The following is a 25,715-nucleotide window of genomic DNA, read 5'->3' as shown; positions in this document are numbered from 1 at the left end:
AGGAGGGGATAACCTCCTATTTTTTATTACCTATTTTACAATCACATATTTCAATTAACCTTTTAAATTAGTGGACTGCTTGCTGTCTTTAATAAGTAAATAAATCGTAGTCGGCAGAATGATAAGCGTCATTCCTAAAAGAATTGCTAGTATGCCATAACCACTATAGGGAGCAGAAACGATAAAAGGAAGTATCGCTAAAAAAATCCCTGCTATCATCATTGAAATACTACTAATATTTAAAGCTCTTTTTTCAAGGTGCTTATCATTCCATTCTAATGAAACGGTTGATTTAGTCGTATCAATTTTGGAACTGAAATAACCTATTAATATAAATAAAAGCCCTAATGCTAAAAATATGAAATGATCAAGAGGGAGTGAAAAGCCAAGAGCAATGAGGGCGATGACAATATCGACAAAAAATAAGAATAGTAATATTGTGTTGCCGATCCAATGGAGAAATTTCTGGTTACTCGCTGCTTTAGATAAAGCTAAAAATATAAAGAATAAGAAGGAATATATAATTATATTTACGATTACAAAAGTGCTTTTATCCATTGTTGATGTAGGCGTTCCATTGAAGTCCCATTTCGTAACAATATTTGATGGTAAGAAGAAATATAGAATAATATTTGTGGTAACAATAGTGAGAAATAAAGCAATACTAAATCGATTATTCACTGAATCACCAGCTTTCTAAATCAATAATTGGTATCTAATAACAAAATTATACAATATAATATATGATATTAGTTTTGATTTTTCTGAAAAAACATTATAATTATATATGAAATAAAGAGGAATGCAGGAGGGAATTATGCAAAACGTTGTATTAAAGGGGAAGAAAGTTACAATTCGTACAATAGAAGAATCGGATATAAAAACATTATGGAATATCATATTTAAAGAAGAAAGCCCAGAATGGAAGAAATGGGATGCGCCATATTTCCCGTTCTCAATGCAAGAATACTCTTCTTATAAAGAGAAGATGCAAAATCGTTTGAAAGAAGAACCACTGTCAAATTTAATTATAGAAAATAACGGTCAAATCATTGGGACAGTCGGGTTTTATTGGGAATATAAAATGACGCGTTGGTTAGAGATGGGAGTTGTGATTTATGAGCCAACATACTGGAATGGTGGATATGGTACAGAAGCATTGAAATTATATAGAGATTTGCTATTTGAAAAAATGGAGATTGGTAGAGTAGGAATCACGACTTGGTCTGGCAATGAACGAATGATGAAAGTAGCAGAGAAAATAGGAATGAGCTTAGAAGGTAGAATGCGAAAGTGTCGTTATTATAACGGAACATACTATGATTCTATTCGAATGGGCATGATTCGTGAAGAATGGGAAGCGCTATGTGTAACGAAGGGGTGAGAAAGATTGTACGCTATCATTGCTACATTTGATCGTGTGTTTACTAATAAAATTACAGAATTACAAAATAAATTAACAAATGTAATTGGAACAAATCAATTAGCTGGAGTAGAACCTCATATAACGATTGCGGATTATAATGAGTTGGATGTTAATTTGTATATTGAAAAATTAAAGGAATTTGTAGCTATTCAAGAAAACATGTCTGCAGTCACTTTTCCTTCTGTTGGAACTTTTCCTACTAACGGTACGGTTTTTCTAGCGCCGACTGTTACCGATGATTTATTGAGACTTCATCATTTTTATCATGATCATTTCAAAACTTTTCATGATAATTCAAATTCATATTATGTACCAGGAAAATGGGTTCCGCATTGCACGATTGCGAATCATTTGAATTCAACTCATTTTTTAAGTGTGATGGAGTATATATATGAGAATTTTGATGTTACAACAGCTTCGATTGAAAAGTTAAAATTAATTAAGGTCAATTATGAAAATGGTTCTGCCGTTTCTTCTAGTATATTAGCAGAATATAATTTAAAGAGAATGGAGACATCGAGATGACATATATAATTAGAGAAATGAAGCAAGAAGATATTCAGGCTGTACAATCAGTAGCGAAAATAGCTTGGCATGATACATATGAAGGCATTATCCCGAGAGAGATTCAAGATAGTTTTTTAGACGAGGCATATTCTGATGAAAAAATGAAATATCGCCTTAAAAATACACATTTATTCGTTGCGGAAGAAGAGGGAGAAGTAATAGGATTTGCGAACTTTTCACCTGTTAGACTACAAAACGAAGCAGAATTAGGGGCAATTTATTTGTTACCAGATCAGCAAGGAAAAGGGATCGGAAGTGCTTTATTACAAAGAGGGATTAAGGCATTAAATGGGATACGGAAATTGTACATACATGTAGAAGCTGCAAATGAAAAAGGAAAACGCTTTTATGAAGCGAAAGGTTTTGCTGAATTAGAGCAATTTGAAGAAGACTTTGAAGGACATATGATGCAGACAGTAAGGATGGTTTTATACGTATAAGGAGGACTAGTAATGAAAACTTTTGATTTTAGTGAAAAAGTAGGAAAGCACTTATCAGTATTTCAATCTAATTTCATCATGTCGAAAATAGTAAACCATCAAGGAAATGTACATATCGGTGCTATGCATTTACAAGCCAATGGAATAATCGGATGTCATGAAGCAGTTGTATCTCAACTGCTTCTTATTGTGGACGGAGTAGGATATGTGTGTGGGGCAAATAAGGAAAAGGTAAAGATAGAGGCGGGACAAGCTGTGTTTTGGGAGAAGGGAGAGCTTCATGAAACAAGTACAGAACAAGGATTAATGGCAATTGTTATGGAAGCGGAGAATCTTGAACAAGGGATAGTAATGCCTATTATTCAAGGGGAGTTGTGAAAAATGATAATTAAGGCGAATCAAGAAGATACCAATGAAATATTAAAATATGCGGCTCAATCGCTTTTTGAAGGGACGAGAGGGAATTGTCAATTAAGTACCGAGAAAGCGATTGAAATTACAAAGCCGATTGTAGAAAAAGGAGCATACTATTTAATCATTAAAGAAGAAAATAAAGTAATGGGATGGATATTAATAGGGGAAAATACAGACTATTTTTCTCGTGAAAAACTTGGATTTATATATGAATTGTACGTTTTCCCAGAATATCGCGGGAGAGGATTATCGCGAGAACTGATGGAAGCTGGTATTAAGGAATTAAAGGAAAAGTATTCAGAAATTAGGTTGAATGTATTTGCTGGGAATTTTGCAAAAGAGATGTACGAAGAGTTTGGGTTTGTTGAAAGGCAGGTAATTATGACTTTGAAGTGAGTATTATAGTCGGAATGGGAGAAGAGAAAATAATGATTTAGTGGCTACTTTATCGCTGGAATTTAAAGCCAATAAGTCTTTATAAATATATAAAATAGATGGTTTGCCTTTATTTTATAGTAGATTGATAGAGTATGCTTAAAAAATAAATAAATTACTATTATACAATATATCGTTATTATAGTAAAAGATAAATTTTGGAAAAATATCATTTTTTTGTTTAGAAATTTTTAAATTATTGATATAATCAATTTGTAGAATTGATTATTGGTTAATTTTACTATTTTTAAATTTTAAGGGGGATTTAATAATGGCAGGACAAATTCGTATGTCACCAGAGGAACTTAAATCGAAAGCTACTCGATATGGACAGGGTGCAAATCAAATTGAGGACATTTTACGTCAACTACAAAACTTACAAAATGAATTAAGAGGAGAATGGGAAGGTCGTGCTTTCGAAGGTTTTGACCAACAGTTCAATCAATTAAAGCCAAAAGTACAAAACTTCGCACAGTTATTACAAGAAATTAATATGCAGCTTAATAAAACTGCAGAAGCTGTTGCTAGACATGACGAAGATCTTTCTCGTAATTTCGGTCTACAATAAGACAGATAAAAAGAAATATATAATTTAGCCATGCAACCATACGTTGTATGGCTAAATTACTTTAAAACTAGAGTAAGATACGAAGTCTTTCATTAGATAGACTCGCAGTCGCAGGAGTGATAAGTTGTGAAAAAGTTCAAATGGAGCATCTTGTTGTTTATTATTTTAGCTCTTGTACTATCAACAGGGGTCTCCTATTTAGCATTAAATCAAAATGTTAAGAAAGCTAATGAGAATACTACACCAAAAATGACAGTTGCGTTGGTAAATGAAGATCAGGGCACTGTTTTTGAGGGCAATAAAATAGCGTTTGGAGATCAATTTGTTAAAAATGTAAATAAAAATACGAAACAAGAATGGTACGTAGTTAGTCGCGGGGTAGCAGAAAATGGATTGAAAAATAATAATTACAATATGATGATTGTTATTCCAAATGATTTTTCTAGGAAAGCAGTTGCGATTGATTCAGAGATTCCGGAGAAATTAACGTTAAACTACAAAGTAAATGCAACTGGGAATAAGGATTTGAAAGCTGAGGCAGAAAATACAGCTTCTGTTATTTTAGAAGATTTCAATAAGCAAATAATCGACGTTTATTTTGCGAGTATTATCGGTAAGCTACAAGGTGCACAAGATAATATAGGTAAAATAATTGAAAAAGGAAACGTTCAAACAACTATGTATAAAAAAGATATACATAGTCCGTTAGCAAATTACACAAATCAATTTAAAACAGTACAAGATTATACAGGTGTTTCTGTTAATAGTTTCAAAGGATTTCAGGATGTTTTAAAAGGTTTCGGTCAAGCGTTAGATGAAGGGAATAAATCTAACAGTACGTACTTAGATGGTTTTAATAACTTTCAAAAAATGCAAACTGATAACAATTTGTTAGCGAATAATTTCACAAATCAATTCAATCAATATATGAATGATATGAATACAGGCGATGCTTTAAAGCAATTAAGTGCATTGGAATCAGCTAATAAAAGTATTTCAAATCAATTTACGTTTTCAGAGAAAGAACCAAATATTTTAACTGATGCTTCAGCAGTTCAAAAATATTTAGCAGATGTAAAAAAACAAGTATCTGAATATGATACAGAACTTGCTGGAAAGTTAGAAAGTGATATTCAAGAGACGGTAATTAAGAAGTTAAAGCAATCTATGTCGAATGATGGAAAGCAAGAAATCTTCATAAATACATTAATGAAACAACCAGATGCTCGAATAAAGAAACAAATCGAGAATTTAATTGCGAAATTACCTAGTTTAAACATGGAAGAAATCGGTCAAAGTGATTTACCAGATGCAACGAAATTACAACTGCAAAATGTAATTCAATTTACAAAAAAATATAATAAAGAAAATAATTTTTATTATGATCCTGTAAATAAAATATCTTTAGGAAACGCAATTAAAGAAGTGAAGGATAGACTTTATACAGAGAGAATTACATTTAGTGATACTGCGAAAGTAATTAAAATGGAATCGCCGCAAATTTTGAAGATAAAGATTCCAGAAGAATTTAAATTAGATGGAAGTACAGAAGCTTTATATATTGATGATGTGGATCGTACAAGTGACTTTCTACAAAGCGAAGCAGGAGAAATTACAATAGCTCCTCGTAATGAAGGGGATATAAAGATTGATCTGCATGTGAAGTTAAAAGATCCAAACATCAATATAGATGTTTTCTCTCCTGTAATGTGGCAATGGGAATTGAGTGGGACTCATACAAAAGAAACTAGTCCTGAGAAAGAAGAACCTAATAAAGAAGAACCTAATAAAGAAGATAAAGGAACACAAACGGAAAATAGCAAGGTGGAAAATGTGGTTCATAAATCACAGTATGGCATAATGCCGTTAGTACACAATGCTAAAAAACCTATTATCAAAAAAATGGAAAACACAACAGGCAATAATGAAGGAAGCCAAGGAGGCGGAACAGGGAAAGATAACGGAACTGGAGGAAACCCAGGAGGCGGAACGGGAACAGATAACGGAACTGGAGGAAACCCAGGAGGCGGAACGGGAACAGATAACGGAACTGGAGGAAACCCAGGAGGCGGAACGGGAACAGACAACGGAACCGGAGGAAACCCAGGAGGCGGAACGGGAACAGATAACGGAACCGGAGGAAATCCAGGAGGCGAAACGGGAACAGATAACGGTAAAGTTATTGAAAGTACAACGAATCAAGTTATACATCAAAAAACAGAAAAAATACCAGATATTACTTCTAGTGTATTAATAAAAGAAGCAGTAGATACAGTTGAAAGTTATCAAGGTTTAATGAGCCTTTACGAAATGTATTATGGGATTGATTTAAGAACGAAAGATGTAGGTCCTAAGTTAGAAGAGGGAAGTTTAGATGCAATTGCGACGGACCAATCTTTGTACTACGTATTAAATAAACAAAGCTTAATCGATTTAATTTCAAATCTTGTTTCATCAAGTATTACTACAGAAATAAAGCAAGATATGTCAGGTTTAAAACAAAAAATAAACTCTTACCAACAATCCATTACTAGTGCGGATCAAAATTCTATGCTACTAGCGGAGAAATTAAATGGAACGACGCAACAAGCAACTAGTATGAATGAAAATTTAGGAGAGTATGTAAAAGGTTTAGCGAAATGGCGTGAGAATAGCTTAAAGCTAGTTGAAGAGCAGCAAGTAGTAACAACAAATCATGCTGGTGAGCAAACGGCTGTTTTATCGTTAGATTCTGGTATTAAATCATTAATGATGCAAAGTCAGTCATTGGTCGAAAGTTCGAAGCATAGTTTAGCAACTTCAGACGATGTATATAAAACATTTGATCAAATTAATGGACAAGCAAAAGAAATTCAAGACAGCGGAACGACAATTGTTTCAAAAGCTGATTTATTATTAAATGACTTTACAAAGAAAATGGAAGATGATAAATCATTCTCCAAAAACTTTACGAAAATTTTAGCGAATAGTCGTATTGGAGATCGTCAAAATGAAATGCTATATGACTTTTTAGCTAGTCCAGTTCAAAAGCAAAATGATGGAGTAATTGTAGCAGGTAATGCTTTTACACCGTACTTAATTGTATTAACTTGTTTCATTGTTGCATTATTTACAGCATACGCAATTGCGAATCAAGAAAAGAAACGAATGCAATCGGATCATTTTGAAGAGAAATTCTCATTAATTGATATGAATGTACCAACTACAGTAGTAGCTTTCGGTATATCAATTGTGGAAGGAATTAGTATAGGTATCATTTCTGGGCGTCTTTTAAAGTTCGGTCAGGATCAAAGTTTACTATGGATTGCGTTCATCACATTTATTATGATGGCGTTTGTATTGGTCTCAACCTACTTATTACGACAAATAAAAATGGTAGGAATGTTTATACTATTAGTATTTTTAAGCATGTACCTATTTTTAACTGAGGCAGTTGGAAGTAAAGTAGATCAAATGTCTTCTGTCGGAAAGATACGTCAATTCTCACCGCTTCAGTATATAGAAAGTTTTCTAAATGATTTTATTAGTGGTAAAGATACTGGGAAAGTTATTTTTGTCGTATTGTTTGTAATTGCCATTATTGGATTGGTTAGTAATCTATTTGTATGGCATAAGAAATGGGAGGAAAAAGAAGTAAATGATCAAACAATGGAGCATAGTGGCTAAGTTATCATTTCTCTCTATCCTTTTACTGTTTGTCGCGCTACCGATAAGGAGCGCGGCTGACAGTTATCTTGGTGATGATGGGAAGATTAAGTTTAAAGTGGATCGACTTGAAGAAAGCGACCAAGAAAAAAATAAAAAGGAACATAAGGAAACAGAATTAGATAAAGCATCAATTGAGTTATTTAACCAAGATATAGAAGAAGAAATTGAGAAAAAGAAAAAGAAAGAACAAAAAGATATGGAAGCTCTGCGAGATTCTCTTTTTATAAAACAAAAAGAGAATAATAGTGTTAAAGATACGAAAAATAGTTTGTTTAGCAGTGAATACATTGTCAGAAAAAGTGCAGATGAAGTAGCGAGTAATGAAACAATGAATGAAGAGCCAATTAGTATAACAATAATATTATTATTTGGCGGTGGCATTCTACTTATTTGCATCGGTATTTATACGGTTCTTCGTAAAAGTTGGAGGTAAAGCGATGGCAATACAAACACATATTAATGTCACAGTAGATTTTAATAAATGGAATGGAAATACATACGATTTGCGTATTCCGAATCACCAATCTATTAAATATTTATTGAAAAACTTATTAGATACGCTAAAGATTGATAATCATGAAGGTTCACATTTTGTAATTAAAGTGAAAAATAAGTCAATTGTTTTAACAGATAATGATCGTTTAATTGATCACCAAATAACAGATGGAGATATTTTGCAAGTTTTATAAAGAATATTTTTTACTTTTAGTTATTTGAAAATAAGTTATTACGGGTTATAAAGAAAAGGAGAAGAGGATAAACATGACGGAAAAAATAATTCAAATTGATGCAATGAACTATCAATTTCAAATAGAAAAAGAAAATTGGAAATTGGAGATGACCAAATCTCAAACACGTATAAAAGACTTCCGTCAATTCGATATAATTACGGGCGTATCATCTGAATTTGTACCATTAACAATAGAAGAAGCGGATGATATGTTTACGTTTCTATATCAAGTAGATAAAAAATTATATAAGTGGGACAATCTTAGCCGTTTTGGAAGAAATGAGAAATTAAGACTACTTCGGAATGTTGCGCAGTTTCGTAAATATTTAAATAAACGAATCACGTTCTTTTTACATCCAGACAATATAGTTTTTAATGCTAATTTAATACCAAGTATTATACATAGAGGAATTCGAGATATTGTTCCACCAACCCCGTTATCAGAAGAGCAATTTTTAACACAATATAAGTGTCTAATTATTGCTTTATTCTCCCAAAAACATAACTTTGATGATTTGTATGCTGGGTTACTAAAAGATGCAAAAGAAACAACATTTGAACAGACCGTTGCTCAAATGGAAAGCTTAGATGCATTACTGCAGTTTCTTGATGACAGCTTTGAGAAGGAACAAACAAAAACAGAGAAAAATATGCAGTTAGTACCTAAAAAAAGCTATAAATCGTTTAAATACTTAGCTTTTTCCTTCATAGCGGCGACAGTTATTTTAGCTGCTCCTTTAATATATTTCACTTTTATAAAATTTCCTTATCAAAATAAATTGTTAGAAGCAAATGCAAGTTTCATAGCAACTGATTATGACAAAGTCATTACGCAATTAAATGAAGAGGAATTTGAATCATTACCGATTGCATCTAAATATGAGTTAGCATTTGCATACATTACAGCTGAAAAACTAGGTGAAGCTCAAAAGAAATCGATTATGAAAAACATTAGTTTGAAAAGTGATGAAAAGTATTTGCTGTATTGGATGTATAACGGAAAAGGTAATTTTGATAAATCATTAGATTTAGCTAAGACACTTGATGATCCTCAGCTTATTATGTACGGCCTTGTTAAACAAATTGAATCACTGAAAAATAATCCGGATTTATCAGGAGAAGAACGTGATCAAAAGTTAAAAACATATGAGCAACAATTAGATGAATATAAAAAGAAATATGGCAATTCATCAAGCGATAAAAATTTGTCGGACACAGAGAAAAAAGAGTAAGCACTTGATGAGACAGTTGAAAAGGAGCAGTGAACACGGATGGAGCAACTATTAGTATTGACTTATGGAGACAAAATATATAAGTGCACATTACATCCAAATGAGCAATCAATAGTGTCGATTGGAAAAGAGTGGACAAATGATATTACGAATCCAAGTTTAGAACAAGAAATAGAGTTAAAGTGGAATAATGAAGTAAATGCTTGGATGGTACAGGATCAATTAATAGAATTCAATAAGGAAGTTGAGATTGGAAAAACAAGAGATGTGAGCTTGAAAATCTTTATATCTATTATTGGCACAACTAAAGTGTTTGATATCGGAACGAAACTTTCTCTTACAGTGAGTCGAAACGATTACGATGATATTTCTATTACCGGGACTAGTGTAGATTTAATGCTATCTCGCGAAACGTTGTACGATTCTTTTAAAGTGAACGTGTATGGCGGGGATGTATTTCATAATTATACGAAGTTAAAAGATAGCGTTATGTTGGAATCAGGAGACGTATTATATTTTGATGGTATTTTATTGGAGATTGGTAGTGAAGACATTCAAGTACTTTCTTCAGAAGATAAAGTGAAATCTGCGTTACCTATTTTAGTAGAATCAGAAACGAATTATCAAAGTGGTTATCCAGACTATCATCGTTCACCACGTATTATTTACCGTGAACCAGAAGAGAAAATGACAATTGCAAAGCCTTCAAGTATGCCATCAAAACCAACGGAGCATTTAGCAAGAATCATTGCACCTTCACTTGTCATGATTGTCGTAACTGTATTACTTGCTATTTTCATGAAATATGGAATGTTTATTATCGCATCGATTGCGATGACATTAGTAACAATCATTGTTTCTGTCACATCGTATATTAAAAATTTGAAGCAATATAAAGTCGACATTGTTGAACGAGATAAAAGCTATAGAGAGTATATAAAACAAAAAACGAAAGATTTACATGCAGAAAGTGAAAAACAGCGTCACGCATTACATTATCACAATCCAAATGTAGAAGTAATACGTAATATGGCAGTTCAAGTAAATCCTCGAATTTATGAAAAAACAATGTTACATCATGATTTCTTAACATTTAGCGTTGGAACAGGACAAGCTAATACGAGTTTTGAAATTCAATTTAATGAAGAAGAATTTAGTCAAACGAAAGATGAATTAATTGATATAGCACGTGAACTAAGACAGCGTTATCTATCATTGGAAGATGTACCAGTTGTAACAGATTTAATGAATGGACCAGTCGGTTATATTGGTCAACGCTCTTTAGTGTTAGAGCAATTACAATTATTAGTTGCACAAACGGCTTTATTCCATAGTTATTATGACTTGCAGTTTATTACTATTTTTCCGGAAGAAGAAAAAGAAAAATGGGATTGGATGCGCTGGTTACCTCATGGAAGTGTTCGCGATATAAATGTACGTGGATTTGTATACCATGATCGTAGCCGTGATCAAGTGTTAAATAGTTTGTATCAAATATTGAAAGAACGAAAATTAAAACTAGATGAAAAAAGTTCTACTAATGAAAAAATGTACTTTGCACCGCACTATGTCGTTCTCATTACAGATGAAAAACTAATATTAGACCATGTTGTTATGGAATTCTTTAATGATGATCCGAGTCAATTAGGTGTATCACTTGTATTTGTACAAGATGTTATGCAAAGTTTACCGGAGCATGTGAAAACGGTAATAGATATAAGAGATGCAAAACAAGGGAACATCATCTTAGAGCAAGGAGAGCTTGTTAACCGTCAATTTAAACTAAATCATGTGCCAAAAGGGTTCAATTTAGAAGATATTTCAAGGGCATTAGCACCATTAAATCATTTGCAAAACTTAAAAAATAGTATTCCAGAAAGCGTAACATTTTTAGAAATGTACGGCGTTGAAAAAGTAAAAGAACTGAATATTACAAGTCGCTGGGAGAAAAATGCAGCGCATAAATCTTTAGCTGTACCACTTGGATTACGTGGGAAAGAAGATATCGTAAACTTAAACTTACACGAAAAAGCACACGGACCACACGGGTTAATAGCAGGTACAACAGGTTCAGGTAAATCAGAAATTATACAATCGTACATTTTATCTCTAGCAGTTAATTTCCATCCGTACGAAGTAGCCTTTTTACTAATTGACTATAAAGGCGGCGGTATGGCGAATTTATTCAAAAACTTACCGCATTTATTAGGAACAATTACGAACTTAGATGGAGCACAAAGTATGAGAGCGCTCGCATCAATTAAAGCTGAATTACAAAAAAGACAACGATTATTTGGGGAAAATGATGTAAACCATATTAATCAGTATCAAAAACTGTATAAAGAAGGCTTAGTAAGTGAACCGATGCCACATCTATTTTTAATTAGTGATGAATTCGCGGAACTGAAGTCAGAACAACCAGAATTTATGAAAGAGTTAGTTTCAACAGCGCGTATCGGTCGTTCACTCGGAATCCATTTAATATTAGCTACGCAAAAACCGAGTGGTGTTGTAGATGATCAAATTTGGAGTAACTCGAAATTCAAACTAGCACTAAAAGTTCAAAATACGTCAGATAGTAATGAAATTTTAAAAACACCGGATGCTGCTGAAATTACATTACCAGGACGTGCTTACTTACAAGTTGGGAATAATGAAATTTATGAACTATTCCAATCAGCTTGGAGCGGAGCAGACTATGTAGAAAACAAAGAGGATAAAGAACATTTAGACGCAACAATCTATGCAATAAATGATCTAGGACAATATGAAATATTAAGTGAAGACTTAAGTGGACTTGGTAGCAGTAAAGAAGTAATAAGCGTACCATCTGAACTGGATGCTGTTATTGACTACATTCACGATTACGCAGAAATAAATGAAATTGAAGCATTAGCAAGACCGTGGTTACCACCACTTCCAGAAAGCGTATATTTACAAGACTTACATGCTATTCAGTTCAAAGAAGCATGGACGAAAGAAAAGAAACCATTACAAGCAACAATTGGTCTACTAGATCAGCCTGAATTACAATCACAAACACCATTAACACTAGATATTAGTAAAGACGGACACGTAGCGGTCTTCTCAAGTCCAGGCTACGGAAAATCAACATTCTTACAATCAGTCATTATGGATGTAGCTCGTCAGCATAGTCCGGAGCATTTGCATGTGTATTTAGTGGACCTTGGAACAAATGGTCTTCTACCTTTGAAAGGATTACCTCATGTAGCGGATACGATTACGATTGATGAATCTGAAAAATGTTTAAAGTTTGTTGAAAGATTAACTCAAGAAATGAAAAATCGTAAACGATTATTAAGTGAATATGACGTTGCAAATATTGAAATGTATGAAAAGGCAAGTGGGAAAGAAATACCACATATTATTATTGCGATCGACAATTATGATGCAGTAAAAGAAGCGAAGTTCTATGAAAGCTTTGAAATGCTAATTATGCAAATTGTCCGAGATGGTGCAAGTTTAGGAATTCATACCTTAATTAGTGCAGGGCGACAAAATGCACTTAGAATTCAATTGTACAATAATATTAAAATTCAAACTTGCCTATATATGATTGATCAAAGTGAAGTAGCTAGTATTGTAGGGAGATCTGATATAAAAGTGGAAGAAACAGCAGGAAGAGCGTTAATAAAACTAGAATCTCCTACATTATTCCAGGTTGCATTACCTACGAAAGCAGAAGATGAATTACAGCAAATTCAATTATTACAACAAGAAGCAAATGATATGGATCGAGAATGGGATGGAGAACGTCCGAAGGCAATTCCAATGATGCCAGAAGTGATTGATATTGCTACTTATCGTAAAAATAAAGACGTTACAAAAGCTCTACAAGCAGCAAGAATTCCAATGGGGCTTGATTTTACAAACGTAGAAGTTGTAGCTCATGATATTGCAGTGAATGATCATTTAATGATTTATAGTGTAGATGATAGTATGAGAAAACAAATTGTATCTAGCATCCTATCTCAATTGAATAAAGATTATTTTGAAAGTGTGACGTTGGTGGATACAGCAGAGTATAGTTTCGTTCAATATAAAGACGATGTGACGCACTACATTGTAGACGAAAATGAAATAAATATGCATGCAAAGTATTGGATGGAAGTAATTCGTGAACGAGCTCTTGAATTAGCACAAGCAAGACAAGAAGGTAGAGAAATTCCTGCATTCACAAAACAACTCATTATCATGACAAATGTTGAAGAGTTTAGTAAATTTGTTTATTTAGAAATGGAAGATGCAGCAACTTTAATTGATCTATCTCGTACAGTAGGCATTTACTTTGTATTAGCAGGTCACCACGACTACATGGACCGAAATCGTGAAGCTCTACCTATGAAAATGAGAAGTAAGCTAACAGCAGCAATTATCGCAATGCCATTAAATGATCAAAGTATCTTCAACATAAAATATATAAGCAACGAAGCGCCATTAGGTAAAGATGAAGTGTATTACTATCAAAAAGGGAACATAATGAAACTAAAAATGCCTAGAGTAACTAACGAGGTGACAGTATGAAATTAAAGAAGAAAGTTAAGGTGATGATAGTCGTGTCAATAGTGGCAAGTTTATTAAGTGGATGTGGTTTTGGGGAGACGAAGATAGAGTATGAGAGATTAGTAAAGGCGTTGGATGAAGGGGACATGAAGACTGTTATGTCTGCGAGTGATGATGGGTATGCGTATGTAACCCAAAGAGGTATATATAGTACATTTGAACAAAAGGAAGATGGAGAGCATAGTAAAACAATCTACCAAACTTCGACAGGCGTATATAATATAAAAGATAAAAGTTTATATGGGAATACAACACAAGAAATTACCTCGGAAGTAGATGATAAAAATTATAAAGAAGAAGTTAATTATAGTACAAATATTATGTATAAAAATGAAAAGGTGCAAAGTCCGGATTCAAATCTAGATGTTTCATACGTGAACTTAATTGTAGATCGTTTAAAAGGAATAGGGAAACTAAAGATAAAACCTGGAGATGATATAAAAAAGTTTGATCAACCTAATTCAGTGGGATATCGACTAACTGAATCCGAATTCCAGAGTATTATTAATGGTAAGTTAAAAATAAATTATGATGAATATGATGGATCAACAATTTCACTAAGTTTTGACTCTGCAAAAAATCCCAAACAGATATTACAATTAAGTATTGATATAGATTATAAAACAAAAAATGAAGATGGAAAAATAGTGAAAAATATGGTCCAAATAATAACATATTTTGATAAGAAACAAAATAATATTCATGATGGGAAAAAAGAATATTTAAATTATAAGGAAGATTACACAAAATAATAAATGATTAGGAGAGAGGGAGAAAATGGGTAAGGAAGTGAAACTAGATAATAAGTTAAAAATAAGTTCTGATTGGGGGAAATTAGAGCTAGCAGGTGAGGATATCTATAAATTTAAAGCTGGTAAGCCTCCATATGATAAATCAAAAATAGATAATATAACGAGATTAGAAAAAAGATTTAATGCAACAATTGTAGATCGACAAGTTGATGAGAATACAGGATTTGCTGCATACGCTTTTAAAGATAACTCTACAGGAGAAATTGTTATAACATACGTAGGAACGGAAGATGCAACGGATGCAATAACAGATGGTGAAATTGGGGGACATAATATAACTGGTGCAAATAAAATAGTGTTAGGTAATTGGGAACACGATTTTACAGTCAAACAGTATGATCAAGGAGAAGAATTTTATTTGAAGGTTAAACATGATAACCCTGCTGCCAAAATTAGTGTAACAGGGCATTCATTAGGTGGTGGTTTAGCTAATACGGTATCGTTAAGGCACCAAGAAGATAATATTGAATCATTAACATTAAATCCAGCACCTATATTAAATCGAGATGTTGATAAATTTGGTAATGGATTTGATATGAAAAATATTAGGAATGTTATTAATGAAAAGGATCCATTACATCTCGGAATAAAAATGGCGGATTTTACAATACCTGGGAGGATGTATATAATTCCAAACCAAGCATGGCATTCTTACGTTTTCTCTATGAAAGATTATGATAATAATGGCAAGTTAATATGGTTTGATAAATTACCCAGTACTAATGATACTGGAGGGGATATAATTCCAGGTTTTGTAGAGTTTACCCAATCGGCAGGTGGTTTTTATACAGGTCTTATAAATAAAAAATTTGATAGAAAAGTTTCTTTAGCGGAAGAACAAGTCGCAGGTATAGGAATAAACTTTATCATACAAGGAACACCGATTTCATCGATTTTATGGGTGGCACTTACCTATTCAGATGCTGTACAAGCTGGGAGAGAGTATAGAAAAATAAAGGGTCAAGTGACAGAAAGTATTTATAACCTCAATAAAAAGTATGAAGGACTAAAATCTCAAATTACAGCAGAAGCAATCCAATTTAGTATAATGGCTACAGTTGAAATTAAAGGAGCGGTAGATATCGCTGTAGAATGGATTGAAACAACTTTAGCGAAATGTAAGGAAAAAGTTTTAGAAGTATTAGAGTCTGTATTTAATACTGCTATAAATTTTTTAGCTGGAAGTGTTGTAGTATATTTAGCTACAAGTGAAATTTTAGAAATTGCAAAAGAAGTTGCAGCTTCTTACGTGCAAGATTTACTAGATTTGTTTAAAGGAGATTTTGTAGTTGATACAAATGTAGCTGCAATTGTATCTGAACATATATTGAGTCATCGTCACTCATTGTTAAATCTCTTTATGAATGACAACAGCAGGGGGATAAACCGTTCTTTATTAGGTGAAATTGCTAAAGATGTGAAGGAGTTATCAAAAGATTTAAAGCAATTAAACGACGATGTTTCAGAAGCGGTATTTTCTATGTTTGCAAAAGACGAAGAATTAGGAGCAGTTTCATATTATTAAAACTCCAAGTTTATAAATTTAAAAGAGAGGGGTATGAAGGTGGATTTACATACGATAATGTCAAGGGTTCATAGTACATTTCCAGCTAGTGGTGGACGAGAACAAATTATAAACGTTGTAGTGCAATTGGAAAAAGCAGCTGCATCTTTAACAGGGGAAATTAGAAGGTTAGAGAGTAGTATTGATAGTACATTACAAGGAAAAACACGTGAGGCATTTATTGACCGGATCCGTCAATTAGAGAAAAAAAGACAAAAAATAGAAGAGAAAATTAGCGTACTAAAAGGGACAGTGAATTAATATGAAAGACTATATGGATAAAGTATTACCTTTAGGCAGTGTTGTGAGATTGGGTCTTAAAGAAGAGGAAGATGTGGAGTATGTAATCACTACGAGAGGTTTATTACTTGATGAAAACACATTCTATGATTATGGCGGAGTGTTGCATCCAGTGGGTTTAACCGGAGAGACATATAAATTATTTAATCACGCGGATATTGCAGAGGTTAAATTTGAAGGGTATCGAAATAAAATTGAAGGTCAATTTGCAGCTAAATTTAAAATGTGGCGGAATGAGTTTGTTGAAAAAGTAATTGAAAAAAATAAAAAGAAACAACAAGCACAAGAGTTAGAAATAAAGAGAAAAAAATAAACTTAAAAGGAAATAAGCTTTCCTCTTCCAAAATGGAAAGAGGAAAGCTTATTTTGATTGAATAAGGGTGTCAGTATGAAGTTCAAGAAGAAAGCTAAGATGATGATAGTTCTGTCAATAATATTAAGTTTGTTAAGTGGATGTGGTTTTGGGGAGACGAAGATAGAGTATGAGAGATTAGTAAAGGCATTGGATGAAGGTGATATGAAGACGGTTATGTCTGCGAGTGATGAAGGGTATGCGTATGTGAAAGAAGAGGTTAGGGATAGTACTTTTATTGAGGATAATAATAAGCAAATAGGAGTAGTTTATCAAACAACGCAAGGTATTTATAGCATTAAAGATAATATTCTTTTTGGTGAGACACAAAAGAAAGTCAATACTCCAGTTGAGGATGAAAAACATAGTGACAACCCACAATATAAAGAAGAATTTGTATTCAAGTCAGATATAAGATACAAAAATGGACAGCTAGAAGCTTCAAATCGAGGGAAAGATATGTCTAATATAAAATTAATGCTCAATAGAGTGCAAGGAATAAATGAATTGAAACCAAATGTGAATAAAAAAAGCTTCAGCCAACCAACTACGATAAGCTATAATTTATCAGAAACTCAATTTAAAGAGATATTTAATGGGAATTTAGAATTAAAGTATGAGAAGTTTAGTTATGCAACACTACTAATTGAATTTAATTCTGCTAAGGATACAAAGGAAAATCCGATGAAAATAACAGAGATAACAATTTCGATAGGCTATAAACAAAGAAATGAAGAAAATAATATGATTAGGCATGATCAAGAAATAACAACATATTTACGTAATAAAGAAGAAAATAATCGGAAATCAAAAAAAGATTATTTACAATATGAAAAGAAATTTAAAGAAAGCCATTAATATATATAAGGGGGAGAATATGGCGAACGAGGAAGATTATAAATTAAGTAGTGATGTAGTAAAATTAAGATTATCGGCAAGAGATATTTATGATTATAATGCACAAGAAAAAATATAATAATTCTGATCCAATAATAAATAAATAGAAATTACAAGAAAACTTTAATGCTAATCTTATAGTTTCTGATGATATTCATTCAGTAACTGGATTTGGGGCATATGCTTTAGAGGATAGAAACACGTATGAAATTTTCATTGTATACGTTGGAAACCAACCGAGCCAAATAGGCTATTTGCAACCGATGGAGCAATTTGGCTGCATAATTTAACTAATTCACCTATATTGGGGTCATTAGCGGAATTTCAGTATAGTCAAGCAGAAAAATTTTATGAAAAAGTCAAGGCGGGTAATAAAGGAAAGAAGATAACTTTACTAGGGCACTCTTTAGGTGGCGGAGCAGCGAATACAGTTGCATTAAGACATCAAGAAGATAATATAAACGTATTAGCTTTAAATCCTGCGCCTGTTTTAAATAAGGATGTGGTTAAGTACGTATACGGGACCAATATGAAGAATTGCCGCAGTCTTATAAATGAATATGGTCCTTTGGATGGCGCCATTAAAGCCACAGATTTTGTAATACCTGGACAGGTTTATAAAATGGAAATGGGGATATTTCGGTATTTTTATAGTTAGAAAAAAGTTATTCTAAAAGGAGTAAGTTGGGTGAATCATAGACGTAAGAAAAAGAAACCGAAACAAATAAGAAAAGAAGCTGTTCAGATAAAACCGATAGTAGAAGAAAAACCACTAAAGAAGAGTAGCAACAAGTTGGTCGATATTCTCCTAGGTATTCTTCTTTTTCCAATTCTTATATGGGCTGTCTTGGAAGGTTGTACAACACAAGTAAGCAAAGGGAAGACTTTCCTTATTATCGTTTTCTTTCTCTTAATTACAATAGGGTTATCTATGATAGGAAACAAATAAGGGGGAGTTCAGATGTTTAAGAAGAAGGAGAAAAAAAACATTTACGTTAGATTGGTAAACATACAAGGGGAAATCATTCGAGAGTTTAATTGTACAGAAAAAGACTTGCAAAAAGTAAAAGAAAATGGTGCTGAAATTCGTTTGGTTAGAGATAAGTCATATGAGATGGTAGCAACCGATAAACAATTAGAAAAACTAGCAAGAGCTGAAGCAGAAATCGAAGCGGAAATTAAGGCATGGGAAGATGCTTTAAATGAGAGTTTGGATGAACGCGAAGAAAGAGAAGCGAGACAGAAGGAATTGAAAGAAAAGAATAAATGGAGTACAAAGAAGAAAGTAATCGTATTTGGACTCATATTCTTTGTATTTATTGGATTACCTATTATCGAAGGGTATCAAAATAGTAAACTAGTTGAAGAAGGTACATCGTTACATGCAGAAATTGTAGGTAGGCACGTAGAGGAGGAATTTATATTTACACACCCCACACTAGTAGTTGAGGTAGATGGTAAAAAGCATAATGTATGGGTAAGTGAAGAGACATATAACGGAGCAGAGTGGTTAGGTAGACTAAAAGTCATCAAAACAAAAGATGGTAAAGTTGAGAAAGACCCTAGATATGAGGGTGAAGACTTAATTACGAGTTATTAAGCAGTATGTTTTTAGTATTCGCTTCTCTCAAATTAAATAACATTATTATTTGCAAAAATCGAATCCATTAAAATAAAAAACAAATTTTAAATAACTGTAATAACCTCCTAGCATATTGTCGATGGGAGGTTATCAACTTTCTGAAGATACAATTGTGATAACAGTAACGTTTTTACTAAGTGAGTGCAATTTCAGAGAAACAAAAATAGAGTATGAGGGATATGCTTAAGTGAAAGAGAGAAGAATATTTAGAGCTTTTGAGGAGAAAGAAGGCTATTTGAACTATCAAAAGCATTCTGATTATGTACGGTAATTAATGTAGCGATGATATACTTAAAAGATTATCTAAATTTAGTTACACAAAGATGAATGTACTTGGAAAATTAGGAATGTAATGGGAATTTAGTGAATGAAAATTATTTAAACTGTATAGAAGGTGAAGAGCCAGGATGTGGAATATAAAAGAAGAATATTTAGATAAGTTTAGGATGACATGTAATGATCGTTTAAGTCCTGAAGGTGCTACAGGATTTATGTTTGGAGGAATACTTTATAGTTCAATAGCCGTTTTTTCTATTATTGTATCAGGTGATTGGGATTACTGTATGGTTCTCCTTAATATAGGAATTGTTAAGCTGGAAGTGTTGTTATATGCTCTGCAAGTAATTTTTTTCATTCTATATTTATTTCCAAAAGCTCAATTTAAATTTCAAAAGCTACAAACAATTGTTGTATTATTATACGCATTTCAAATGGCTACTATATTACTTACAGTTTTAGTTGTTTCTGAAATAGCTAATAATTCAATGGATCGTATTACGTTGAATTATGTATGTTTGCTATATTTAGGAGCAGTAATTTTTCATATTGTAGCAACAATAGATACATTTAAATTGGCAAGTGAAGGTGCATTTAGTATGGATGAAAGATCCGCTTCCTTTTTTAGTAAAGCAAAAGGAACTATGATGAAAGTTGCTTCAATATACGCATTAATCCTTCTTATTTTGATTTATTTTCATAATGATTATGCGTTTGATACTTTTATTGGATATGTAATAGGTACTGTTTTAATGTATACGATAGCCATAGGTGCAGCTGAATTTCAGCTATTAGCATATTGCAGGTTTAAATTTCCGTCATTTAATAAAACGTGGGAGCAACATAAAAGAGAAACTCCAAGATATCGAAAGAAAAATAAAAAAAGTAAATCGAAACGTAAGGCATAAAGGGAAATGGCAGAATAAATTTAAATGTCTGCCATTAAATATAACGTGGGAAGAGAATGAGAGAATGCGTGGGAGAATTCGAAAGCGAAATAAGAAATTCAAAACGAAAAATAAATAATATATTAATAGAATTTTAGTGCTCGAAAAATAATTGAAACGTATAGAAGGTGAAGGGCCAGGATGTGGAATATAAAAGAAGAAGATTTAGATAAGTTTAGGATGACATGTAATGATCGTTTAAGTCCTGAGGGTGCTACAGGGTTTATCTTTGGAGGAATACTATTTAGTTCAATAACAATTTTTTCTATTGTTTTATCAGCTGGGTGGGATTACTGCATGCTTCTCTTTAATATAGGAATTGTTAAGTTAGAAGTATTCTTATATATTATACAAATAATTCTTTTCGTCATTTATTCATTTCCGATAGCTCAATTTAAATTTCAAAAACTACAAACCCTTGTCGTATTATTATGTTCATTCCAATTGGCAACAATAGCTCCTATTGCTTTGACTGTTACTAAAATGGCTAATAATTCAATTGATTGGATTACAATACTGTATGCGGGTTTATTGCTTTTAGGAGCAGTAATTTTTCATGTTTTGACAACAATTGATACATTTAAACAAGCGAGTAAAGGTGCGTTTAGTATGGATGAAAGGTCTACTTCTTTCTTTAGTGAAACAAAAGGAAAGATGATGAAGTGGGCTACACTATACGCAGTAACTATTCTTATTTTGATATATTTTCATAACGATTATGGGTTTGATGATTTATTTATGTATATAGTAGGGACCTTTTTAATGTATACGATAGCAATCGGAGCAGCTGAATTTCAGCTATTAGCATATTGCAGGTTTAAATTTACGTCATTTAATAAAACATGGGAGCAACATAAAAGAGAAACTCCAAGATATCAAAAGAAAAATAAAAAAAGTAAATCGAAACGTAAGGCATATAGAAAGTGAGTACTGTAAGTTTTGATGATAGAAAAGTAAGAATTTACAGGAGAGTATTTTAACTTCTAAAAGAAAATTTAATTATGTAAGGTGATTAAAGTGATTAGTAGGTTATCTGATCGAAAATGTAGAGTGGGTAGTGTGATGATGAAATGAACAAAAAAGGGTTTCTAAAATGATTACTATCATAATAGTGACATAAGTGTGATAAATATTTCTATTAGTAGTGGAAAGGATTTGAGAATAAACATGCCACCCCAATTGCTAGAGTAGATATAACAATTGGGGCGTTTATCTGTCTAAATTTAGTTTGAATACATAACAATTTTTAGTTAAAGTCATGGTTCGCAAGTAGTTTCTTTATCTTCATAATAATGGTGTGAAGTTTTGTGTAATCAGCTTTTATTGCAAAGTTACAACTATTTTCGCTTATAGAGTACCTCTTATTATCGATACATCGTCCACATCCCGATGTCTTTAAACCCTAGACGTTTATAAATTCGTCCAGCAGCTGGATTGTTATAAAATAAACAAAGTGTTCGGCCTTCTTTCGTAAATTCTTGAATCATTTTTTGTAGTATGAGTGAAGCATATCCATTTCCGCGATAATTCGGATGTGTGCATACGCCAACTACCATAGCGGATAATGAATTTTCAGCGGAAGTTGAGGCGGATGCGATGATTGCGCCATCTTTTTCAATATAATATGTACGTCCTGTATTGGTTTCGAGAGCTTGTCTTAATATTTTCTCTGATTCATTAGCAGTCGGGAATTCAGCGATGTCACTTCGTAATTTCATAATTCGTTCTATATCATCGAGTGAGGCAAGTTTAATTGTTTCATGAATTGGTGTGCTAGGTAAGTTGTTGTCATTTAGACATTCGCAAAAATACATTTCATTTTTAGTACCTAGTTGTATATTTGAAGCAGTTTCAAATTGTTCTACGATAGTCGACTTACCAGAGAGTTTAAGTGGCTTATATGCGGAAAGAAGTGCCTCATAATCAGTGGTAATAAATTCTTCTTTACTATAGGGTATAAATGAATCGTGGAATCGGAGTAGAATTGATTTTAATGTTCCATTCTCTTTAAATACTCCCCATAATTCTTGAAAATCTGTGTCATAACCGAAAGCTTCAATATCTCCAATAATAAACAAGTTAAGGGCTGCTTCTTCTTTTAGATAAGCGAATACTTGTTCATGATCTTTCTTTGTTAATTTTCGCATCATAACGAATCGACCTCTTTTTTATTTTTCTAAATATTACAACTTAAGTTTTTTGAAATCAATATAAAATTTTATGTTTAGTTCACAAACTTTCGGAAAAACTAGGAAAGATATGACAAAGGAGGTTATGAACGGTGGATCATCCAATTCAAGGGTTAATGAAAGCAGCAATGGAAAATTTAAAAGAAATGGTTGATGTAAATACGATTGTTGGAGAGCCTGTTCAAACGGCTGACGGTGGTGTGGTGTTAACGGTTTCTAAAGTAGCGTTCGGTTTTGGAGCAGGAGGTTCTGATTTCCAAACGAATGATGGACAAAGAGCGAACGGTAACGCTGCATTTGGTGGCGGTAGCGCGGGTGGTGTTTCGATTACACCAGTAGCATTTCTTGTGGTGAATAAAGATGGAGTAAATATTCTTCATTTACAAAATGCGACACATTTAGCAGAAAAAATGATTGAATTAGCTCCGCAAACAATTGATAAAATTCAATCGATGTTCCAAAAAGAAGAAAAGAAAGAGGGAAATCATCATCCTCAAAACCCTGATGAAATCCTTTAAAAACGCCTGCTTATGAGCAGGCGTTTTTTCTTGTAATCACTATGTAATAAAACACATGAAATTGTAAATAGTTTTTGAAGTTTTTTCTATGTTTCTAAAATTTTTCATGTTAAAATATGCTATAGAATTGAAACATATAAAACGAAGGTGGCTAGGTGCTTTGTCTGGAGGATCTGACCAAGTAAAGAATATGATATATATTAATGGTAATCGTCGAGGTCATTGTTTTATTACATCAGGAATTACGTTTAAAGAGTTTGCGAGTAACATCCCTTCACCGCTTCATCAAGTGTTGCTTTTGAAGCACAACTTTGAATGGACGGATTTTCATTATCATACTTTATTTGAATATGTTGAGGAAGAAAATATACATAAGTTAATTCAAGCAGAGATTGATGAATTTGATGAATTTTGTTGGGTAGATTTTGATGATGCAAGCGATTTAGATGAATTAGAGCCGAAAGAAATTGCAGAATTATTATATTTGGCTCACAAAAAAGAACCACTTGCAAGAACATTCTTTCCGCTGTTGAAAAATCGATTTGTTTATTTTTCACATGATGACGGATGGTACAACAAAGTGTATTATCGTAGAATTGCTGATTTTGTAGGAATGTTAAGTAAAGTCATTCCGTATAAACTCGGTGCTTTCGGTAAGAAACGTTTTTCTTTCTTCCAAAAATCAAAAATTTTCCCAGCAATTTCAAAAGAATTGATCATGGGGCTGATTCCACTAATGGAAGATGGTCTTTACATAGATCTGGCAGGGAAGATTGAGTCAAGAAGAGGTCTTGAAATTCCGGTATATGTAGTTGGTTCGTATGAAAGTACGGATGAGGTGTTAGATAATATCGATGAATTGAAAGAGGAAGCAACAGAAACAGGTTGGCTCATTTTTGATAAGAAAGAACAAGAGTGGCAATGGGTTGTTGACTAAGAAAACTTGGCGTATGAAGTCAAGTTTTCTTGTCATTTGAAAGGAGTACAAATGAAGAAATATTATACAATTGTGGGTATTATAAGTATTATTCTCGTGGCAATATTACTTATAACTTGTCCGAAAGAATCAGATTTTAAAGTGTATGTAGAGGATAAGTATGCGCTGAATTGTAATGAGAGTAGTTTTGAATGCACGCAAAATGTAGATGGTAAAAAAGAAAAACTACAATTTGAAAGTACAGATGCACGAAATGGTGTATTCTTTATGACTGTAAAGCAAACATTTAAAACAGAAGCTGGTGTTTCAAAAGAATATAGCGGAGTAGGAATGTTTGGTACATTTCTTTTTGTTTCAGAGAAGACTTTCTAGTAATAGAAGGTCTTTTTTTTATGCTTATGTTCATATAGATGAAGTAAGACAAGCATAGGAGGGATAGCGATGAAGAACACATGTATCGTTTGCGGTGGTGAGGAGTTTTTTTCCTCAACGTTATATGCACGTACGAAACAAGATTGGGCATATGCACCAAACATGTATCGATTTGAAAAAGTATTTATTGAGCATCGAGATGAAGAAAATTATCCAGTGTTTCAAGAAATTACAGCGAAACATTGTTGTGGATGCGGTCATATTATGTTGTATCATGAATGAACACACCAAGTATAACTTGGTGTGTTTTTTTAAAACGCTGACAAAGCAAGCGGATAAAGTAAAGTAAATAAAACAGAAAAACTACCAAAGCCAATTGCTGTATATCCAAGTGTTCTTGCTCCGAAATTGACAGCTAATAGGCCAACTAAAATTGCTAGGGAGCCAAGCGTAACGGGATAAAAAGCAATGGAGAATAACGAAAGAAATAAGGCGACATAGCCTACCATTGCGCCGGTATTTGTACCTTCTATCTCATTTGCAATTTCTTTACGCTTATGTCTAATTGGAATGCCAGCTGGTGATATTTCAGCAGCATACTCTTCGTTTTTTTCACCACTTTTAAAATGATGATTTCTCTTTCTTCGCATGTACATCCCTCTCTTTCAATTGGGTGTATCTATAGTATCTTTCAAAATGAGAAGAGCATGAGTATGAGTTAAACCCAAGTAAAGCAAAAATTGGAGAATACGCATTCCATCGTTAACATATCCATCTCCTATTGAAGATAAAGTGTGGAATTTTT

Annotated in this window: 27 protein-coding genes and 1 pseudogene; 25 read left to right on the top strand and 3 right to left on the bottom strand. The window is 32.8% G+C overall.

Features of this window, described 5'->3' with window-relative positions; translation table 11 throughout:
- Positions 1–54 precede the first annotated feature (54 nt).
- Positions 55–681, bottom strand: coding sequence for a DUF1648 domain-containing protein (locus tag N2V92_RS24765; RefSeq protein ID WP_001065177.1), 627 nt, complete (start codon positions 679–681; stop codon positions 55–57).
- A 136-nt stretch (positions 682–817) separates the two neighbouring features.
- On the opposite strand from N2V92_RS24765, the gene N2V92_RS24760 reads away from it, so the two are divergent.
- The 21 genes and pseudogenes from N2V92_RS24760 to N2V92_RS24660 all read left to right on the top strand — a co-directional run bounded on the left by N2V92_RS24760 (position 818) and on the right by N2V92_RS24660 (position 21,821).
- Positions 818–1,384: a GNAT family N-acetyltransferase gene (locus N2V92_RS24760; RefSeq protein WP_001181851.1), complete on the top strand. Its 567-nt coding sequence runs from the start codon at positions 818–820 to the stop codon at positions 1,382–1,384.
- Between the two features lie 6 nt (positions 1,385–1,390).
- On the top strand, positions 1,391–1,951 hold the full coding sequence (locus tag N2V92_RS24755; protein WP_000270898.1) for a 2'-5' RNA ligase family protein: 561 nt from the start codon (positions 1,391–1,393) through the stop codon (positions 1,949–1,951).
- On the top strand, positions 1,948–2,433 hold the full coding sequence (locus N2V92_RS24750) for a GNAT family N-acetyltransferase (RefSeq protein ID WP_000221053.1): 486 nt from the start codon (positions 1,948–1,950) through the stop codon (positions 2,431–2,433). Before N2V92_RS24755 ends, N2V92_RS24750 begins: the two co-directional genes overlap by 4 nt.
- A gap of 12 nt (positions 2,434–2,445) precedes the next feature.
- Positions 2,446–2,811, top strand: a complete 366-nt coding sequence (locus tag N2V92_RS24745) for a hypothetical protein (RefSeq protein WP_016077819.1) — start codon at positions 2,446–2,448, stop codon at positions 2,809–2,811.
- Between the two features lie 3 nt (positions 2,812–2,814).
- Positions 2,815–3,243, top strand: coding sequence for a GNAT family N-acetyltransferase (locus N2V92_RS24740; protein ID WP_000584237.1), 429 nt, complete (start codon positions 2,815–2,817; stop codon positions 3,241–3,243).
- A 310-nt stretch (positions 3,244–3,553) separates the two neighbouring features.
- Positions 3,554–3,850 (top strand): WXG100 family type VII secretion target, encoded by a 297-nt coding sequence (locus N2V92_RS24735; protein WP_000918601.1) that lies wholly within the window; start codon positions 3,554–3,556, stop codon positions 3,848–3,850.
- Between the two features lie 126 nt (positions 3,851–3,976).
- Entirely contained in the window at positions 3,977–7,516 is a 3,540-nt protein-coding gene (esaA, locus tag N2V92_RS24730; protein WP_080775487.1) for a type VII secretion protein EsaA, read from the top strand.
- Positions 7,488–7,991 (top strand): type VII secretion protein EssA, encoded by a 504-nt coding sequence (gene essA, locus N2V92_RS24725; protein ID WP_000595661.1) that lies wholly within the window; start codon positions 7,488–7,490, stop codon positions 7,989–7,991. The genes esaA and essA overlap by 29 nt, the downstream gene beginning before the upstream one ends.
- Positions 7,992–7,995: 4 nt before the next feature.
- On the top strand, positions 7,996–8,247 hold the full coding sequence (locus tag N2V92_RS24720) for an EsaB/YukD family protein (protein WP_001007566.1): 252 nt from the start codon (positions 7,996–7,998) through the stop codon (positions 8,245–8,247).
- A 73-nt stretch (positions 8,248–8,320) separates the two neighbouring features.
- A complete protein-coding gene (gene essB, locus N2V92_RS24715; protein ID WP_000136616.1) occupies positions 8,321–9,520 on the top strand; it encodes a type VII secretion protein EssB in 1,200 nt (399 codons plus the stop codon).
- 39 nt (positions 9,521–9,559) lie between these two features.
- Positions 9,560–14,065 (top strand): type VII secretion protein EssC, encoded by a 4,506-nt coding sequence (gene essC, locus N2V92_RS24710; RefSeq protein ID WP_042597931.1) that lies wholly within the window; start codon positions 9,560–9,562, stop codon positions 14,063–14,065.
- Positions 14,062–14,856 (top strand): DUF3952 domain-containing protein, encoded by a 795-nt coding sequence (locus tag N2V92_RS24705; protein WP_016077815.1) that lies wholly within the window; start codon positions 14,062–14,064, stop codon positions 14,854–14,856. The genes essC and N2V92_RS24705 overlap by 4 nt, the downstream gene beginning before the upstream one ends.
- A 25-nt stretch (positions 14,857–14,881) precedes the next feature.
- Positions 14,882–16,441 carry a lipase family protein gene (locus N2V92_RS24700; RefSeq protein WP_016077814.1) on the top strand — a complete coding sequence of 520 codons (1,560 nt, stop codon included), beginning with the start codon at positions 14,882–14,884 and terminating at the stop codon, positions 16,439–16,441.
- Between the two features lie 39 nt (positions 16,442–16,480).
- Entirely contained in the window at positions 16,481–16,741 is a 261-nt protein-coding gene (locus N2V92_RS24695; RefSeq protein ID WP_016077813.1) for a hypothetical protein, read from the top strand.
- A gap of 1 nt (position 16,742) precedes the next feature.
- Positions 16,743–17,093 (top strand): DUF4176 domain-containing protein, encoded by a 351-nt coding sequence (locus N2V92_RS24690; protein WP_016077812.1) that lies wholly within the window; start codon positions 16,743–16,745, stop codon positions 17,091–17,093.
- 75 nt (positions 17,094–17,168) lie between these two features.
- Positions 17,169–17,990 (top strand): DUF3952 domain-containing protein, encoded by an 822-nt coding sequence (locus tag N2V92_RS24685; RefSeq protein ID WP_016077811.1) that lies wholly within the window; start codon positions 17,169–17,171, stop codon positions 17,988–17,990.
- A gap of 19 nt (positions 17,991–18,009) precedes the next feature.
- Positions 18,010–18,663: pseudogene (locus tag N2V92_RS24680) on the top strand (lipase); the annotation flags it as partial.
- Positions 18,664–18,717: 54 nt separating this feature from the next.
- Positions 18,718–18,978: a hypothetical protein gene (locus tag N2V92_RS24675; protein ID WP_002083293.1), complete on the top strand. Its 261-nt coding sequence runs from the start codon at positions 18,718–18,720 to the stop codon at positions 18,976–18,978.
- A gap of 12 nt (positions 18,979–18,990) precedes the next feature.
- A complete protein-coding gene (locus N2V92_RS24670) occupies positions 18,991–19,629 on the top strand; it encodes a hypothetical protein (RefSeq protein ID WP_044797949.1) in 639 nt (212 codons plus the stop codon).
- A gap of 449 nt (positions 19,630–20,078) precedes the next feature.
- Positions 20,079–20,855 carry a hypothetical protein gene (locus N2V92_RS24665; protein WP_016077807.1) on the top strand — a complete coding sequence of 259 codons (777 nt, stop codon included), beginning with the start codon at positions 20,079–20,081 and terminating at the stop codon, positions 20,853–20,855.
- Between the two features lie 180 nt (positions 20,856–21,035).
- On the top strand, positions 21,036–21,821 hold the full coding sequence (locus tag N2V92_RS24660) for a hypothetical protein (RefSeq protein WP_016077806.1): 786 nt from the start codon (positions 21,036–21,038) through the stop codon (positions 21,819–21,821).
- Positions 21,822–22,258: 437 nt separating this feature from the next.
- Here N2V92_RS24660 and N2V92_RS24655 read toward each other — a convergent pair whose 3' ends face one another.
- Entirely contained in the window at positions 22,259–23,044 is a 786-nt protein-coding gene (locus N2V92_RS24655; protein WP_016077805.1) for a GNAT family N-acetyltransferase, read from the bottom strand.
- Between the two features lie 131 nt (positions 23,045–23,175).
- Here N2V92_RS24655 and ytfJ point away from each other — a divergent pair, with 131 nt between their 5' ends.
- The 4 genes from ytfJ (at position 23,176) to N2V92_RS24635 (ending at position 25,192) form a co-directional block, all read left to right on the top strand.
- Positions 23,176–23,601: a GerW family sporulation protein gene (gene ytfJ, locus N2V92_RS24650; protein WP_000349986.1), complete on the top strand. Its 426-nt coding sequence runs from the start codon at positions 23,176–23,178 to the stop codon at positions 23,599–23,601.
- A 160-nt stretch (positions 23,602–23,761) separates the two neighbouring features.
- Positions 23,762–24,538, top strand: coding sequence for an oxalate:formate antiporter (locus N2V92_RS24645; protein WP_000014087.1), 777 nt, complete (start codon positions 23,762–23,764; stop codon positions 24,536–24,538).
- Between the two features lie 51 nt (positions 24,539–24,589).
- Positions 24,590–24,910 carry a hypothetical protein gene (locus N2V92_RS24640; RefSeq protein ID WP_000761171.1) on the top strand — a complete coding sequence of 107 codons (321 nt, stop codon included), beginning with the start codon at positions 24,590–24,592 and terminating at the stop codon, positions 24,908–24,910.
- 69 nt (positions 24,911–24,979) lie between these two features.
- Positions 24,980–25,192: a hypothetical protein gene (locus tag N2V92_RS24635; protein WP_000798747.1), complete on the top strand. Its 213-nt coding sequence runs from the start codon at positions 24,980–24,982 to the stop codon at positions 25,190–25,192.
- Between the two features lie 29 nt (positions 25,193–25,221).
- Here the strand turns inward: N2V92_RS24635 and N2V92_RS24630 are convergent, their stop codons facing one another.
- A complete protein-coding gene (locus N2V92_RS24630; RefSeq protein WP_001253201.1) occupies positions 25,222–25,560 on the bottom strand; it encodes a hypothetical protein in 339 nt (112 codons plus the stop codon).
- Positions 25,561–25,715: the final 155 nt, after the last annotated feature.

The sequence above is a fragment of the Bacillus sp. CH_48 genome (assembly GCF_038008465.1).
In the GTDB taxonomy this organism is placed as follows: Bacteria; Bacillota; Bacilli; order Bacillales; family Bacillaceae_G; genus Bacillus_A; species Bacillus_A thuringiensis_S.
Note: the sequence above shows the minus strand (reverse complement) of the source record. Positions and strands in the feature narration are given on the sequence as shown.